Genomic DNA, 14,757 nt, shown 5'->3' with positions numbered 1-14,757 from the left:
TGCGCAATGCTGACACCAGGCAGGGCGCTCGTTGGCGGGCATCGCGATTCTTCGAGTTCGCCCGGGAGCTTGCCGGGGAGTCGGCTCTGCTCGAACCGGTTCGCAAAGCGCTGAATACGTTTCAGGAGCATTTGCCGAGAATCCTACGGAGATGGGACTCCCTGCTCTCAAACGCACGGCTGGAAGGACTCAATGGCCTCTTCCAGGCCGCCCGTTCGCGGGCCAGAGGCTACCGGAACGTGACCACTTTCATCACCATGATCTACCTGATAGGGGCACCCATCGCAGATCTTCTGAACGGGGGATTTCCACAGTAAACGTCGAAGACCCGTATTACTGTTAGCAAAACAAGGAGGGGAATCATGAAGGGCGACCACGAACATAAACATGAGCACCAGCATGAACATACGCATGAACACGAGCATGAGCACGAACATCCAGGGATAGGAAAGCACAGCCATCCTCATTCTCACGCACATGCCCACGGACATGTCCACGAGCACAAGCACCCTCACGAGCACAATGGCCATGAGGGCAAACACGACCACGGCCACGCGGGCGAGCATGGCCCACACGACCACGAGCATGCCGACCATGCCTCCGAACCACACGAGCATTCTCACTGAACGGCGAACCTAACGACCGCGTCTCTTGATGCCGCGCTCCCATGGCGCGGCATCACTTGTTAGGGCAACTGCCCCTGATCGAGGGGGAAGCGGCAAAAAGGCATTGACAGTAGCACGTAACACAAATAAATAATACGTACGCATACGGTCGAACTCACCTCACGACCGCCTTCTTGGGCTGTGGCCCTGGAGTCCCCCGCCTCCAGGGCCACTACCAAGTGACTCTGCAAGCATGTTTCTTTGTCCACTTGATACTATCATCCAATCTGCCACGGATTCCAACGAACAGCAGCCTCCCACGCTGAAAAGTGGGAGAATCAGTAGACTAGGCGGAGCTTTCACTTCCTCCGGGCTGCCTGCCTCACATCAAATTCTGGCCGGTGGTGGTAAGGGTCAGTTTCCCGTGTTTCACTCCCTTGGTGGCGATCAGCTTGTCCGAAAGGCGGCGTATCGCCTCACCGTTCCCCTTCAGGATAAGCACCTCCAGGCAGTTATGGTGGTCCAGGTGAACATGGACGGTGGTCAGGATCACCTCGTGCCCGTCATGCTGGATTTCCACCAGACGCTGGGAGAGGTCCGATACGTGGTGGTCGTACACCAGCGTGAGCACCGCAGCGAGTGCTCCTTCGTTTATCTGCTGTTCCTTTTCCACCAGGACGGCGCGAATGAGGTCTCGGATGGCCTCGGACCTGTTAGGATAACTTTTTTCCTCGCACAGCGCGTCAAACTGTTCCAGCAGATCGGAATTGAGCGACACGCCGAACCGGATTGTCTTGCCCATCATCATCCTCCAAGCATGGCCGGTTGTGTTTCGTAGAATGACTTTATGGAGCGCACCATCAGCATGCGGCCCTCACGGCATCGTCACTGCATGTGCATTATTCGATCGCAGCTGCTACGGCGAGCGCGGTCAGCAGGCAGGGGAGGCGGATGACCAGACTCTTGAAGGTCAACCTTGTACCCAGGCCGGGACCAAACACCGCAACATTTGCCGGGAGGAAATAGGAGAAGGCAGAAAACAGGGCATGCCCGATCGCAGCAATCATCAGTATTTTCGGAACCTGTCCCACCGTGAGGAGCGAATCCCCCAGAAAGGCGATGGCCGTGGCGAAGCCACCCATGACGCTCGGCAAGGCGGCGGCCACCACCAGCGCCGCCGTGGGGGACACCCCTGCCCCGGCGAAGAGATCGCCTGCCTGGTCCATACTCGTACGGACAGCCTGGAGCGACAGCAGCATTTCAACGGCAAGAAGGCACGGGACGAAAACTGACGCAATGCTCCAGAACTGCCTAGTGCCATCCTTAAGCACGGCAGGAAGCCCAGGCCATCGCGGGCAGACGGAAACTGGCGTGGCCTGGAGGGTTTCCCGGTCGGTCCGGCGGTTCCTCCGGCGTACCAGTACGGTTCCAGCGCCGAAAATCAGTATGCTTGCCAGAATGTACAATGCGAGCACGATACAGGCTGGAATCGTGCCGATGCCGGGAAACAAGGCTGGGGCGGTGAAAAAAATATAAAAGTTAAGACTCGCCGGAAGCCATCCCACGAGATAGATGCCCAGGATATCCTGTTCCTCGACGATCTCCCTGCGCAACAGGGATGACAGATAGGCATTGGCCGAATGAAAATTGAAGAAGCAAAGCGGGAAATACAGGGCCGAAGGCCCGTGCAGACCAGTCAGGCGCGCCAACGGAGAAAATACAGCGCAACATCGCATGCCGAACTTCGTGTTTGCGAAAAGGCTGCCCGCCAGGCATCCGGCGAACATTGGCGGCAGCACGGTGAGGCAAAGCCGCATGCCGTGCCACGCCCCGCTGACCAGGTCATCCATCATTTTGTGGCCTGTTTCTTCTTCCACCACAGCACAGCCATGACAGAGGGCACCTCGTACATGCCGTCTTCAGCCCTCGCATGGACATGGCTTTCGATGAGAGCCAGGTCCTGCTCTGTGGGAGTGCGGTATTTCCCGATCAATAGCCGCCACATGCTTAGGGCCGAATCAATTGAGCGGCGCATGGCGTAGGGTATCATCCTGACGTTCGGGTAATAGCCTCCAGAATAGAGGAGGTTGAACAGGTAGGGAAAACGGTCGGGGCAATCCGCTTTGATCCCCAGCGCATCGTACATCTCGCCCTGGGTCTGGTCGTCGAATCCGGCCGTATCAGCGATGCAACCGCCGAGCCTTGAAGCTCTGTCCATGAACTCCACGACTGCCATGAACTCCGGGAACTGCCAGGAGGCATGGCACATGAGCGTGAGGTCGAAGGAGCCGGGAACGACTGTCCCCTGGGCCTGCTCAAGCGTCTGGACCCGGACGTCGATGTTGGAAATGCCGCGATCACGGGCATTTTGGCGCAACCGGTCCGCCATTCGCTCAGCCGGTTCCAGCGCGGTCACCAAGGCGCATCGCTGAGCCAGGGGCAATGTCACGGCTCCGACCCCGGACGCGATCTCCAGCACTGTCCCCGAAGGAGACAACATCCCCTCCCTGACCAGGATCTCCGACATGGCTTCACCGTAGGCGAAGCGGCTGGAGCGTATGAAGTTATCGTAGTCGTTCGCACGTTCGTTCCAGTATCCCACATGGCTCACGGCGCTGGTCTTCGCGACGGCCTCACGCCAAAGGCTTTGCCAATCAATGTCCATGGATGTGCTGCTCCTTTCAGTTCGCGGGCGGGCGCTGTAGCACGACAAGCCCATTGGTGCTTGAAATGTGCCACGATAAGGGATAGCGTGCAACGGAAATGTCAGCACGCAATCACGGGGAGTCTGCCATGAATCATGTTCTGATACGCTCTGCTTTCGTCCTGTTCGCCTTGGTCTGCTTGTACTCCGGCCCGGCCTGGGCTGCGGAAAGCACGCTGCGGCTGGGAGCTCCCTGGTCGCCCAAAACCATGGATCCCCAGGTCGACGGGTACATGTTCACCCGTCTTGGGGTGGTGGAGGGCCTGACGACCCTAGACGAAAAGCTCAACATCCAGCCTTGTCTCGCAACGGCCTGGACGGTTTCCGATGACAAACTGTCATGGAGATTCACCCTGCGCGACGGCGTGCGCTTCCATGACGGAACTCCTCTAACCGCCCCTGCCTTCCGGGACGCATTGCAACGAACCATCAAGAAGGGGGCGCTGCTGAAAAACGTCCCCATGGCCTCGGTGGAGGCTCCCGACGACAAGACCCTGGTCTTCAAGACCACCTCGCCCTTTTCCCCCCTGCCTGCGTATCTCGCTCGGGGCGAGGCCGGAGCACTTGCTCCCTCGTCCTTCGACCAGGCCGGAGAACTGGTGAAGCCGGTGGGAACGGGTGTGTTCTCCGTGGAGTCATGGAAGCTCAAGGAGGAGATCACCCTGGCGGCCAACAAGGCGCACTGGGGGCCGGTCAAGCCCAAGCTGGACAAGGTTGTCTACAAATCCGTGCCGGACGCGCTCACCAGGCTGGCCATGCTGCGCGGCGGCGAACTGGACGTGGCCCAGATCATGCCTGCCGACGCCGCGAAATCCCTGGCGAAATCCAATGAGTTTTCCATACACACCATGCCTATCGGCCGTTGCCGCATGATGGCTTTCAACCTGTCGCGCGACCCCTTCTCCGACATCCGTGTCCGTAAGGCGGTGAACCTGGCCGTGAACCGCCAGGAGATAGTCGAGGCGAACCTGGACGGAATCGGTGAGCCCGCCAAGACTCTCTTCCCGCCCCAGGTGTCCTGGGCCAACGCCAGCCTCAAGGGGTTCGCCTTCGACCCCGAAGGGGCCAAGGCGCTCCTGGCCCAGGCAGGCTGGAAGGACGCCAACGGCGACGGCATCCTGGACAAGGACGGCAAGCCCCTGCGCGTGAAGCTGCTCACCTACCCGGAGCGGGCCGAGCTGCCGCCCATGGCCGAGGTGATCCAGCAGCAGCTCAAGAAGGTCGGCATCGGCTGCGACGTTGTGTCCATGCAGGTCAGCGCCGCCGAACAGACCAGGGACGCGGGGGATTTCGACCTCTATCTTCTGGGACGCGGCCTGTTGTTCGTACCCGACCCGGACGACAACCTCATGATGGACTACTTCTCCGAAAACACCTTCAAGAAGGGCTGGGGAGCGTATCACTACAAGAACGCCGCTCTTGACGGACTGCTCCAGAAAGCGAGGACGACATTCGACCAGGGCGAACGCAAGAAGATGTACGACGAGGTGCAGGTCCTCCTGGAGGCCGACATGCCCATGGCCTATCTCAACTACTACGTGAACATCGATCTGGTTTCCAAGAAGGTATCTGGTTACCGGATGCACCCCACGGAGCAGACCTTCAGCCTTGAGACCTTGGAGTTGAAGTGATGGCCAGCCAGGAAGTGAAGCAGTTCATGCGGTGGCAGCGCTGGAACGCTTCCAACGCCAAGGCCTACGACGCCTACAAGTGGCTTTCCCGCAGCCAGGGTTGGAGCAGTTACATCCAGGGGATGCTCAGCGGACTGCCTTCGGGGGCCACCGTCCTGGAAATGGGCGCGGGAACCGGATACATCACTGCCATCCTGGCGGAGCACGGGCACGAGGTGCTTGGTTTCGACCTGTCCGAGGACATGCTGGCCCGGGCCAGAGCGACTCTGGAGCGCCAGGGTCTCGCCTCCAGGGTCCGCCTGTGGCAAGGGGACGCTGAGAACGTGGACCTGCCTGACTCCAGCGTGGACGCCGTGGTGAGCCGCTGGGTGCTCTGGACTCTTCCCGATCCACGAGCGGCCCTGTCGGAGGCTGTCCGGGTGCTCAGGCCTGGAGGCGTGGCCGCATTCATCGACGGCACAGTCCTCAAGCAAAGCAAGCTGGCCCGCTGGCGGGGGCAGTGGACGGACTATCTTCTCACTGGCCGCAAGCCCGGCTGGCGGGACGCCTGCTACGCCAACTTCGACGCCCAACTGCCCAGGATCAACGCAGAGCAGATCGCCGAACACCTGCAATCCTGCGGACTCACGGTACTGCGCGTGGACAAGGACGTGGACCGGGCCACGGACGGGCCGTTCCGGCGCTGGCTCAGGGGCGACGGGTGGACCTCCCACGCCGTGACCGCCGTGAAGCGCGCATGACGGGATACGTGTTGCGAAGGCTGCTGGCCATGGTCCCCGTGCTCTTCGGGATCAGCCTTCTGGCTTTCGCAGCCATGGGCATGACCCCTGGCGATGTGGCGTCCATCAGCCTGGCCTCCAGGACCGGCATTGATGTGCCTCCTGAACAGGCGGTTGAGGATCTGCGCCGCGAAATGCGCCTGAATGATCCTCTGGCGCTCCAGTACGCCCGTTGGATGGGGACGGTTCTCTCTGGAGACCTTGGCCGATCGTACCAGACAGGGCGCACGGTCATCCAGGAATTGGCGCGCGTCTTCCCCCCTACCGCCGCACTGGCCTGCTCGGCGCTGGCCATCGGCCTGCTGCTGGCTGTTCCCGTCGGCGTGGCTTCCGCCATGAGAAGGGGGCATCCCGTGGATCATCTGACCCTGGGAGGTTCCCTGCTGTTCGGGTGCATCCCGGACTTTTTCCTGGGCCTCATCCTGATACTGCTCTTCTCCATTACCCTCGGCCTCACACCGGTGGCGGGTTTTTCAAAGGCGAGCGGGCTCATCCTCCCGGCGCTCACGCTTGGCCTGACCAATGCGGCCATTTCGTCCAGGCTCATGCGGGCGGGCATGTTGCAGGCCCTGGAAGAAAAGCACCTCGTCGCCGCCAGCGCCAGGGGCCTTTCGCGCCGTGCAGTCGTCTGGAAGCATGCGCTCAAGCAGGCCCTCGTGCCCATGACCAGCTACGTCGGAGCCCAGTTCGGCTATTTTTTCGGCGGCGCGGTGGTGGTGGAGACTATCTTCGCTTGGCCGGGGCTTGGGCGGCTGCTGGTAGACTCCATCAACGCGCGCGACGTGGCCGTGGTGCAGGGCTGCGTCCTGGCCATTGCCGCCGTATACGTGCTCATCAACCTCGGGGTGGACATTCTGCAATGGATTCTGGACCCCAGGACCCGCAATGCCTGAACGGAGCACGAAACCGGGCAGGGCCGGATTCATCACGGGGTGCCTCCTGCTCGTCGCGCTCCTGGCCGCTGGCACTTTCGCTCCGTGGATCGCTCCCCATGCACCGGAGGAGCAATACCTGGCGAAACGGTTGCGCGGCCCTTCCGTTGAATTCCCATTGGGGACCGACAGCCTTGGCCGTTGCGTAGCCAGCCGGATCATATATGGCATCAGGCCGACGCTGGGTCTGGCGTGCGTGGTGACGGTCGGGACAGTATGTCTGGGGCTTGTTGTGGGCCTCGCGGCCGTCCTGGCAAAGCCTCTGGATGGACCGCTCATGCGGGTCACGGACTGTTTCTTCTCCTTTCCGTCCATGGTGCTCGTCCTGGTTCTTGTGGGAGTCATGGGGCCGGGCATCAACAGCATAGCCATCGCGCTGATTCTTCCCGGCTGGCCCAAATACGCGCGCGTGGTTCGCAATACGGCGCTCGGCATAAGCCACAGGACCTTTGTGGAAGCTACCCGCGCGCTCGGAGCCAACCGCTGGTATCTGGTGCGCCGTTGCTATCTGCCAGGACTGGCCGAACCGGTAGGGGCCATCGCCACCATCGGCATGGGACAGAAGATCGTCAGCATCGCCGGGCTTGGCATGCTGGGCCTGGGCGTCCCACCGCCGACACCAGAGTGGGGCGCTATGCTCCAGAAAGGACTCCCCGTGCTGACCATCGCGCCGCACATCGCCCTGGCCTCTGGAGGAGCCATCGTCCTGGCCACCCTGGCGTTCACTCTGGCCGGTGACGGCTTGAGGAACCTCACGGCCATGAACAAAGCCGAGGGGGAGGAGCTATGGCTCAAGTGATTGCGCCAGTCCTGGAAGCATGCGCCTTGAGCGTGCATTTTCCCACACGAACGGGAACTGTCCGAGCCGTTGACGGACTGAACCTGGCTATCCGCTCAGGTGAACGGTGGTGCCTGTTGGGGGAGTCTGGCTGCGGAAAGTCCGTGGTGGCCATGAGCCTCATGAGGCTTTTGCCGTCCGGTGCGAGAATCAGAGGGCAGGTACTTTTGGAGGGGCGCGACCTCCTGGCAATACCCGAACGGGAAATGGAGAAGGTCCGGGGCGGCGACCTGGCCATGGTGTTCGAGCAACCCGCCAGCTACCTGGATCCATCCTATACGGTGGGGGACCAGATAGCCGAGGCGGCGTCCGCCCATTGCGCCATGGGCTTGCCCCAGGCCCGCAGGCGGGCCGTGGAACTGCTCGACGCGGTCAGGGTGCCGGAACCAGCCAAACGCGCGCGCCAGTATCCGCACGAGCTTTCAGGAGGCATGCAGCAGAGGGTGATGATCGCAATCGCCCTGGCACGCCAGCCCAAGGTGCTCATTGCGGACGAGCCCACCACCGCGCTGGACCTCACCGTCCAAGCCCAGATTCTGGAGTTGCTTCACGAGACCCTCGAACTGACAGGTGCGGCGCTTTTGCTCATCACCCATGACTGCGACGTGGCCAAGGTGCTGTGCTCCAACGCGGCGGTCATGTACGCAGGGCAGCTCATCGAGACGGGCGCAGCGACAGAGGTGTTTCGTGCTCCCCGCCATCCCTACACCCAGGCATTGCTGAGCGCCTTGTCGGGCGAACAGCCCCGCCCCATCCCCGGCACCACCCCGGACATGACCTGCTTTCCCGAGGGATGCCGCTTCCACCCCCGCTGCGCAAATGCCCGTCCGGAGTGCGGCAGGGAACCTCCGACCCTTGTGGAGAGCGTCCGATGCCACATGGCATGACTTCAAGGCCACCTCTCTTGCTTCAACTGGAGCGAGTGACCAAACGTTTCAAGAACGGACTCATTGGCAGGCATCAGACTGTTGCCGTCGAAGGTGTCGATCTGAAGCTGGAACAAGGAGAGTCACTGGCAATCCTGGGTGAATCGGGGTCGGGCAAAAGCACGCTGGGCAGGCTGATTGCCAAGCTTACCCATCCTACCCAGGGGCGGATACTCTTTGAGGGGCGCGATGTTGCCTCTCTCAATGGGGATAACGCAGCGTTCCGGCGCGACGTGCAGATGATCTTCCAGGATGCCGACGGTTCCCTCAACCCTCGCCTGACCGTCAGGCAACTCCTTCTCGAACCCCAGTTGGTGCATCGCCTGCTGCCGGACGGCATGGACGATGAGGCGGAGAAACTCCTCGGGCGAGCCGGGTTATCCAGTGACCTTCTCTCCAGACGGCCATCGGAGATATCCGGGGGCCAACGCCAACGAATCGGAATAATTCGGGCCTTGTCCCTTTCGCCAAAGCTGGTCGTCGCCGACGAACCATTGGCCTCGCTGGACCGCTCCGTCCAGGCGCACATCCTGTGCCTCATGCGGGAGACCCAACAATCCCTTGGGACGTCATTCGTCTACATATCTCACGACATCGCGACCGTGCGCCTGATCGCCGATACGGCTGCCATTTTCTACAAAGGCAGGATAGTGGAGGCAGGAAAACTCAATCGCGTCCTGGAGGCACCTCTGCATCCGTATACGCGCCGCCTGATCGCCTCGGACCCCTCCCGGATGCGCCTTGGCGGCAAGAGGTATTCCGAGACAGTTCCCGTTCAATCCCTTTCACAGACCGCGCCTGGGTGCCCCTATGCCCCGCATTGTCCCGAAACGTGCAGCGTGTGCCACCGCATCAAACCGGAGCTGGTGGAGAGTAACGGCGTGAGTATCGCCTGCCACGCCCGGATGTGAAGCAGTTGTCTCGCTCCTTGAACCACGTTCAGGCACGCAGCGAGGATCTGATCATGTCGGACAGTTCAAGGAACGCCATGCCGTGCATGTTGCGGGGGGAGTCCACCTGGAAACGTGCCCGAAAGCCCTGCCCCTCCCTGCCCATGACGATGATTGTATCCGCCAGGCGGACAGCTTCGGCTATGTCGTGGGTGACGAAAAGAATGGTCATGTTCAAAGCCTTATGCAGTTCTGCCAGCAAATCCTGCATCTGTTCTCTGGTGATCGCGTCGAGCGCCACGAAGGGTTCGTCCATGAGGAGCACCTTTGGCTCAAGCGCCAGGACACGGGCCAGGGCCACGCGTTGGCGCATGCCGCCGGACAATGCTCCCGGCAGATGGTCATGAAATCCGTCAAGCCCAACGCGTCCAAGCATCCCCAAAGCCTGCTCCCCCGCCCGCGAGGCGGAGACGCCCTTGGCCTTCAGGCCAAGCGTGACGTTCTCTGACGCAGTCAGCCACGGAAAGAGCGCGTCCTCTTGAAATACCACAGCCCTGTCCGGGCCGGGCGCTCCGCAGGCGTGCCCTTCCAGCAGAATCCTGCCCGAGTCTGGCTCCAGAAAACCAGCCAGGATGTTCAGGAGAGTGCTTTTGCCGCACCCGCTTGAACCGAGCAGCGCCAACACCTCTCCCTGCCGGAGAGTCAGGCCGATGTCGTGCAAGATGACACGGCGATCCCCGTTTACAGTAAAAGTCTTAACGACATGCTCAGCCTGAAAATAGGGCGTCATGACCGTCTCGCGCTTTTGAACGCCGTGCGCAAGGTCAGGACAAGAAGCCGATCCGCCACCCAGCCGAGAACGGCCATGAGGATGATCCCGGCCATGATCATATCGACCCTGCCAAGAAGCCGTGCATCCATGATCATGGCCCCGATGCCGTCGGGAACCCCCGTCAGTTCTCCTAGGACGAGGTAGGCGAAGCTCAGGCCGAGGCCCAGTCGCAGGCCTGTCCGAATATGGGGCATGGATGCTGGAAGGATGATTCTGAAGGATACCGCGATTCGGGACAGACCAAGCATGGACCCCGCCCGCACCAGCACGGCAGGCACGGAAGACGCGCCGGATGCCGAATTCAGGTAGATGGGAAAAAATGCGGCGATCGCTATCAGAAAAACAGTGGTCTTGAAACCGATGCCCAGCCAGACAAGGGCCAGTGGCAGCCAGCATATCCCGGGGACGGCACGTAGTCCGCCGACAGGCAGGGTGAGCAGCCATCGCAAGGCCGAAATCCTGCCAGAGGCAAGGCCAAGCGGAAGTCCGGCAAGTACGGCAAGGAAGAACCCGCAACCGATACGAGTCATGCTTGATACGAAGTCGCCAAGAAACCTGCCGCCGTATGCGTTCTGGCTGTTTGAACCAAAGACGTACGCGCCAAGTGCGGACAGCACGCTTGCAGGGGACGGAAGGACATATTCAGGCAGGAAAGCCAGCCTCGCGGCCAGCCACCAGACCAGAAGAGCTGCAAAGGGCAGGGCCAAGGCCGAGCCCCATTGGCATGGCGTGATCCTCACCAGACCCTATTCCCCGCCCATTTTCGACACGAATCTCCTGTCCACCAGGGCGTTGTAGTCGGGTTCCCTCTCGATCATGCCCAGAGCCTTCATGCGGGAGCCAAGCGCCGCCAACTGCCTGACAAACGTATCGTCCATATCCCAGGCCAGTTCCATGTTTTTCGACGCCGCTTCCAGCACGGCGAGGTCCACGCCGAAGCGCTTTGACGCCTCGGAGAGCCAGACTGTCTTGTCCGACTGGAGCGTTCTTGTCGCCCTGACATGGGCGGCGACCAGGCGTTCGACCTTTTGAGGAGATTTTTCGATGGTATCCCTGCGCACGATCATTCCGGCATTGATAGGGCCGACAGAATCGTCGAAATAGGGGTAGGCGAGGATGTCGCCATAGCCTTGCAACACGGCCTGAGTTGGCAACGGCTCTCCAGAGAGAAAAGCGTCAATGTCCCCCTTTGCGAGAGCTGTGCCCATGTCGAAGAAGTCCACACGCACCAAGGACACATCCTTGACTGGGTCCAACCCTACCCGGGCAAGGGTCTCTCGCAGGAGAATTTCATGCATGGTTCCTGGAACGTAGCCTATGCGCCTGCCTTTGAGATCTTGGATAGAGGCCAGCCCTGACCCCTTGCGGACGACAAGCGCCGAGCATTTGTTGCACAGCGCCGCCACGAGGACAACGGGTTCACCGCGAGACGCGGCCTGGATCGCCAGGGCCAAGGGTCGTTCCGGTCATGTCCAGACTGCCCGCCAAGAGGGCCGCTTTCTGGTCCCCAGGGTTCGTGAACGGATGGACATCCACCCTGAAGCCTGGGGAATACTGCTCGTAGAGGAAGGGCTGAATGGTCTGGGCGGTCTTCCAGGTGCCAACCTTGGCCGGGGCCTCTTGGGCTGCCGCAGGGGGCGAGGCTGAAAGTGCAAGCGCGACAAGAAGCGAAAGCAGAATGGCTGTGAGTCTCATCGGATTCTCCGTCAATGTTTGGAGTCATGTTCAGGCCGAAGCCAGGGACAATCACACATGATAACCAGCCTGAACCAGGATGTTCAAGGCATCACGTACGGTAAATGACCGCCATTCTTCGCGGCTTTGCACGGCGTCCCTGGGAATGGCTCCGCTGTCCACCACGAGGGTGTTTGCTCCTGATGTCGCGACACCCGGGTCGGGTGGGTGTGCGCATATGGAGGTTGCCTCCGGCCCTGCCACAAGCCGCGCAACCGCCGTGATCTGCGCCAACCGTTCTTGAGATATGGTCGGAAGGGCGAATTTCGGAGTTCCCTCAACACCGACCCGGGCCATGGCTCCCGATACAGAAGCGCCAGCCTTTTTGTGCAGGAAGAGCGAATCGGCGATTTCTTCGGGAGAGTGTTCGGCTCCGACCGGATCGACGAGGGCGGCAAGCTCCAAGTGAGAAGACCGTACAACCTGCATAGTGCGCAATCTCGTGTCTGGGTCTATCAACGTGTCCTGCCCTTCCCTGAGACGCAAAGCATGGTACGCCATGCTAAAGCCCGCCTCATGGAGGGCATGGGCGGTCTCCGGGGAGAAGTCCCCGATGTTCGCCACGAGCCTGGCATGCTTGAGAGGCCTGACCCGTCTGGCGATGCGCAGAAGGTCCTCCACCGGATACTGGTCTGTCGTCCGTAGCGCGATGAACCCCACCCCTGGGATGTCGTTGGCATGGATGAGTGCAAGGACATGGTCGTCCTCAAGCCTCCAGGGTTGTTTCACGATCCCCCAGGCATGGCCGAAGGAGCAGAAACTGCAATTGTTCGGGCATGGCGCGCAATCCAATCCTATGGCGTACCAAACCTGCGCACGACCGTCTGTCCAGTGCAGTGCGGCATCATGTGCCGCTTTGCGCAGCTTCATTGTCTCCACAGAATCCACTGGCTGGGCGAGCAGATGGACAACTTCGTCGTATGACAATCCGATATGACGCATTATTCCCCTGGTGGTATTCAGTTCGGTGATTTCATCTGCGCCAGCCCATAGACTGTTGTACCGTTCTTGATACTCTTGTCGGGGTCACCTGGGCTGTCACTTGTAACTTACAGTAGGCAATTGAGGTGGTCGCGTCCAGCATGCGCGAAAAAAGACTGGCCCAGGCGGACAGGTTTATCTGTTGGAGATGTCAAACTTGACCGGCACCGTAACCACAACCTTGACCGCCTTCCCCTTGTGTCTGGCCGGTTCGAATTTCCAGCGACGGACCGCTTCGATCACGCTGTCATCGAAGACTCCCGGCGGGTCCGACGAAGAAACCGTGGGCTCGTGCACGAGCCCGGATTCATCCACCACGAAGCGGGCCATGACTTTCCCCGAAAGCGCCCGCTTGCGTGCCGATTCTGGATAATCCGGCTCAACATGACGTATAAGCTTCGGCTTGGCGTCCACCTCCCCGAGGCTCAGTATTCCTCCTCCGCCTGTTCCAATACCGTGGGAGCCGTGGCCGCCAGTCCCGGAAGCAACTTGCGCTCCGCCTGTGCCTGTTCCCGGCGCAGGTCCGGGTGGGCCGGGATGTCCCTCCTCCCCTGACGGTCCTGGTGCCTGGGCGGTCTGAGAGGACGCCCCTTCACCAGATTGGGATGAAGCCCTTCCCGTCTCGCGGGATTTCTTGATGTCCTCCGCCTTTTGCGAACCTGCGGACGCGCGTTTCCCAGCTCGTTTGTCAGGCTCTGCCGTTTCCGATGGTCTGCGAGTGGGGACCACGGCAGCCTTGTCAGCCACTATCTGCACAGCGTCCCTTTCCTCCGGCGGAGTCTGGGACGCAGTGTTTCCTTCGTCATCATGAGCGTGATGTTCCGTTGCCTCTGGTGTTCCGTGCGATGCCCCCCCTGGCAGGCAGGCCAGATCGACCATCACGCAACCCGCTCCACCCGACCCGCCTCCTCCGGCTGGGCCGCCCTCCTTGCCCGGCAGGTTCCAGACGATCAGTCCCAGCAGGAGGATGACGCCGTGCAACGCGACAGACAACGCGAACCCCAGATGCGGTCTGGAGGAAATCCGGCGTTCGGTTGTTTCGCCGAAAACCGTCGGCAAATCAGCGGGGCGCATGTGCCTTCCCGCTTTGAGAGCGGTTCTTGGGCGAGAAGAAGGAACAGACAAGGAATATGAGACTGGAAGACACCACGATGGCCGCCCCGGCGGGCACATCGGCATACCATGCCAGGAAGAGCCCCATGGTGCAGCTGACGGCTCCGAGCGCTGCCGCAAACACGAACATCCAGGAAAGCCTGTAGGTGAGCTGGTAGGCTGCGGCGGCGGGGTTGATGATGAGGCTGTACACCAAAAGTCCACCGACGCTCGGCAAGCAGGCCGTGACAGTCATCCCCGTGGCGAAGAGGATCGCGTAGAAGATGGCAGTCGCGGGTATTCCGGCCAGGGCGGCCACATGTCTGTGGCAGGTCACGGCCAGGATTTCCTTGTAAAAGAGGATAATTCCGCCGACCACCACGAAACTCACCCCGCCCAGAAGCCAGACGTCGCGTTTGCTGGCGGTAAGGATTGAGCCCCACAAAAGATTCAGCCCTGCGGATTTCGGCCCCGGCATGATGCCCAGGCACAGGATGGCTACGCCAAGCATGGCGGTGAACACGACGCCAACGGCGGTGTCCGGGGAGACCTCCCCCTTGTCGGCGAGCGGACCGATCACGGCTGCGGCCCCGACGCTTAAGACCAGCGCGCCCAGCAGGGGATCCAACCCGAAGAGCAACGCGGCCAGCCCACCCGCAAAGGCTGCGTGCGCCAGGCAGACCCCGATGAACGTGAGGCGCATGAGCACGGCGAACACGCCCACCAGCCCGCAGGAAATTCCGGCAAATACCCCGGCCAGGAGGGCGTGGCGCATGAAGGCGTGATCGAAAGGGCTCATGTCCATGAGGATGC

Annotated in this window: 17 protein-coding genes; 7 read left to right on the top strand and 10 right to left on the bottom strand. The window is 61.1% G+C overall.

Features of this window, described 5'->3' with window-relative positions:
* A partial coding sequence (locus G453_RS27380; RefSeq protein WP_205620078.1) for a transposase occupies positions 1–317 on the top strand: 317 nt, incomplete at its 5' end.
* A 670-nt stretch (positions 318–987) separates the two neighbouring features.
* Here the strand turns inward: G453_RS27380 and nikR are convergent.
* The 3 genes from nikR to G453_RS0116205 form a co-directional block, all read right to left on the bottom strand.
* On the bottom strand, positions 988–1,407 hold the full coding sequence (gene nikR, locus G453_RS0116215) for a nickel-responsive transcriptional regulator NikR (RefSeq protein WP_027191894.1): 420 nt from the start codon (positions 1,405–1,407) through the stop codon (positions 988–990).
* A gap of 97 nt (positions 1,408–1,504) precedes the next feature.
* Positions 1,505–2,458 carry a hypothetical protein gene (locus G453_RS0116210; protein WP_027191893.1) on the bottom strand — a complete coding sequence of 318 codons (954 nt, stop codon included), beginning with the start codon at positions 2,456–2,458 and terminating at the stop codon, positions 1,505–1,507.
* Positions 2,455–3,270, bottom strand: a complete 816-nt coding sequence (locus G453_RS0116205) for a class I SAM-dependent methyltransferase (RefSeq protein ID WP_027191892.1) — start codon at positions 3,268–3,270, stop codon at positions 2,455–2,457. Before G453_RS0116205 ends, G453_RS0116210 begins: the two co-directional genes overlap by 4 nt.
* A 128-nt stretch (positions 3,271–3,398) precedes the next feature.
* Here G453_RS0116205 and G453_RS24670 point away from each other — a divergent pair, with 128 nt between their 5' ends.
* The 6 genes from G453_RS24670 to G453_RS0116175 are packed head-to-tail and all read left to right on the top strand — an operon-like array spanning position 3,399 to position 9,326.
* Positions 3,399–4,940: an ABC transporter substrate-binding protein gene (locus tag G453_RS24670; RefSeq protein WP_051272526.1), complete on the top strand. Its 1,542-nt coding sequence runs from the start codon at positions 3,399–3,401 to the stop codon at positions 4,938–4,940.
* Complete coding sequence (locus G453_RS26595; protein WP_051272525.1) at positions 4,940–5,680, top strand: class I SAM-dependent methyltransferase; 741 nt, start codon at positions 4,940–4,942, stop codon at positions 5,678–5,680. The genes G453_RS24670 and G453_RS26595 overlap by 1 nt, the downstream gene beginning before the upstream one ends.
* A complete protein-coding gene (locus tag G453_RS0116190; RefSeq protein WP_027191891.1) occupies positions 5,677–6,612 on the top strand; it encodes an ABC transporter permease in 936 nt (311 codons plus the stop codon). The genes G453_RS26595 and G453_RS0116190 overlap by 4 nt, the downstream gene beginning before the upstream one ends.
* Positions 6,605–7,450, top strand: a complete 846-nt coding sequence (locus G453_RS29045; RefSeq protein WP_084502434.1) for an ABC transporter permease — start codon at positions 6,605–6,607, stop codon at positions 7,448–7,450. Before G453_RS0116190 ends, G453_RS29045 begins: the two co-directional genes overlap by 8 nt.
* Positions 7,438–8,376, top strand: a complete 939-nt coding sequence (locus tag G453_RS24655; RefSeq protein ID WP_051272523.1) for an ABC transporter ATP-binding protein — start codon at positions 7,438–7,440, stop codon at positions 8,374–8,376. The genes G453_RS29045 and G453_RS24655 overlap by 13 nt, the downstream gene beginning before the upstream one ends.
* A gap of 35 nt (positions 8,377–8,411) precedes the next feature.
* Positions 8,412–9,326, top strand: a complete 915-nt coding sequence (locus G453_RS0116175) for an oligopeptide/dipeptide ABC transporter ATP-binding protein (protein WP_169725352.1) — start codon at positions 8,412–8,414, stop codon at positions 9,324–9,326.
* A gap of 28 nt (positions 9,327–9,354) precedes the next feature.
* On the opposite strand, the gene G453_RS24650 is transcribed toward G453_RS0116175, so the two are convergent.
* The 7 genes from G453_RS24650 to G453_RS0116140 form a co-directional block, all read right to left on the bottom strand.
* The gene (locus G453_RS24650) at positions 9,355–10,026 is read right to left on the bottom strand and encodes an ABC transporter ATP-binding protein (RefSeq protein ID WP_235731787.1); all 672 of its coding nucleotides are present in this window, start codon (positions 10,024–10,026) and stop codon (positions 9,355–9,357) included.
* Between the two features lie 65 nt (positions 10,027–10,091).
* Complete coding sequence (locus tag G453_RS0116165) at positions 10,092–10,844, bottom strand: ABC transporter permease (RefSeq protein ID WP_235731786.1); 753 nt, start codon at positions 10,842–10,844, stop codon at positions 10,092–10,094.
* 39 nt (positions 10,845–10,883) lie between these two features.
* Positions 10,884–11,591: an ABC transporter substrate-binding protein gene (locus G453_RS24645; RefSeq protein ID WP_235731785.1), complete on the bottom strand. Its 708-nt coding sequence runs from the start codon at positions 11,589–11,591 to the stop codon at positions 10,884–10,886.
* The gene (locus G453_RS28880; RefSeq protein ID WP_235731784.1) at positions 11,557–11,832 is read right to left on the bottom strand and encodes a hypothetical protein; all 276 of its coding nucleotides are present in this window, start codon (positions 11,830–11,832) and stop codon (positions 11,557–11,559) included. Before G453_RS28880 ends, G453_RS24645 begins: the two co-directional genes overlap by 35 nt.
* 51 nt (positions 11,833–11,883) lie before the next feature.
* Complete coding sequence (locus G453_RS24640; protein WP_051272521.1) at positions 11,884–12,813, bottom strand: biotin synthase BioB; 930 nt, start codon at positions 12,811–12,813, stop codon at positions 11,884–11,886.
* A 174-nt stretch (positions 12,814–12,987) separates the two neighbouring features.
* The gene (locus tag G453_RS28480) at positions 12,988–13,266 is read right to left on the bottom strand and encodes an energy transducer TonB (protein WP_169725351.1); all 279 of its coding nucleotides are present in this window, start codon (positions 13,264–13,266) and stop codon (positions 12,988–12,990) included.
* A 646-nt stretch (positions 13,267–13,912) separates the two neighbouring features.
* Positions 13,913–14,749: a metal ABC transporter permease gene (locus G453_RS0116140; protein WP_027191887.1), complete on the bottom strand. Its 837-nt coding sequence runs from the start codon at positions 14,747–14,749 to the stop codon at positions 13,913–13,915.
* Positions 14,750–14,757 lie beyond the last annotated feature (8 nt).

The sequence above is a fragment of the Fundidesulfovibrio putealis DSM 16056 genome (assembly GCF_000429325.1).
Classification (GTDB): Bacteria; Desulfobacterota; Desulfovibrionia; order Desulfovibrionales; family Desulfovibrionaceae; genus Fundidesulfovibrio; species Fundidesulfovibrio putealis.
This window is presented reverse-complemented; position numbering and strand designations above follow the sequence as displayed.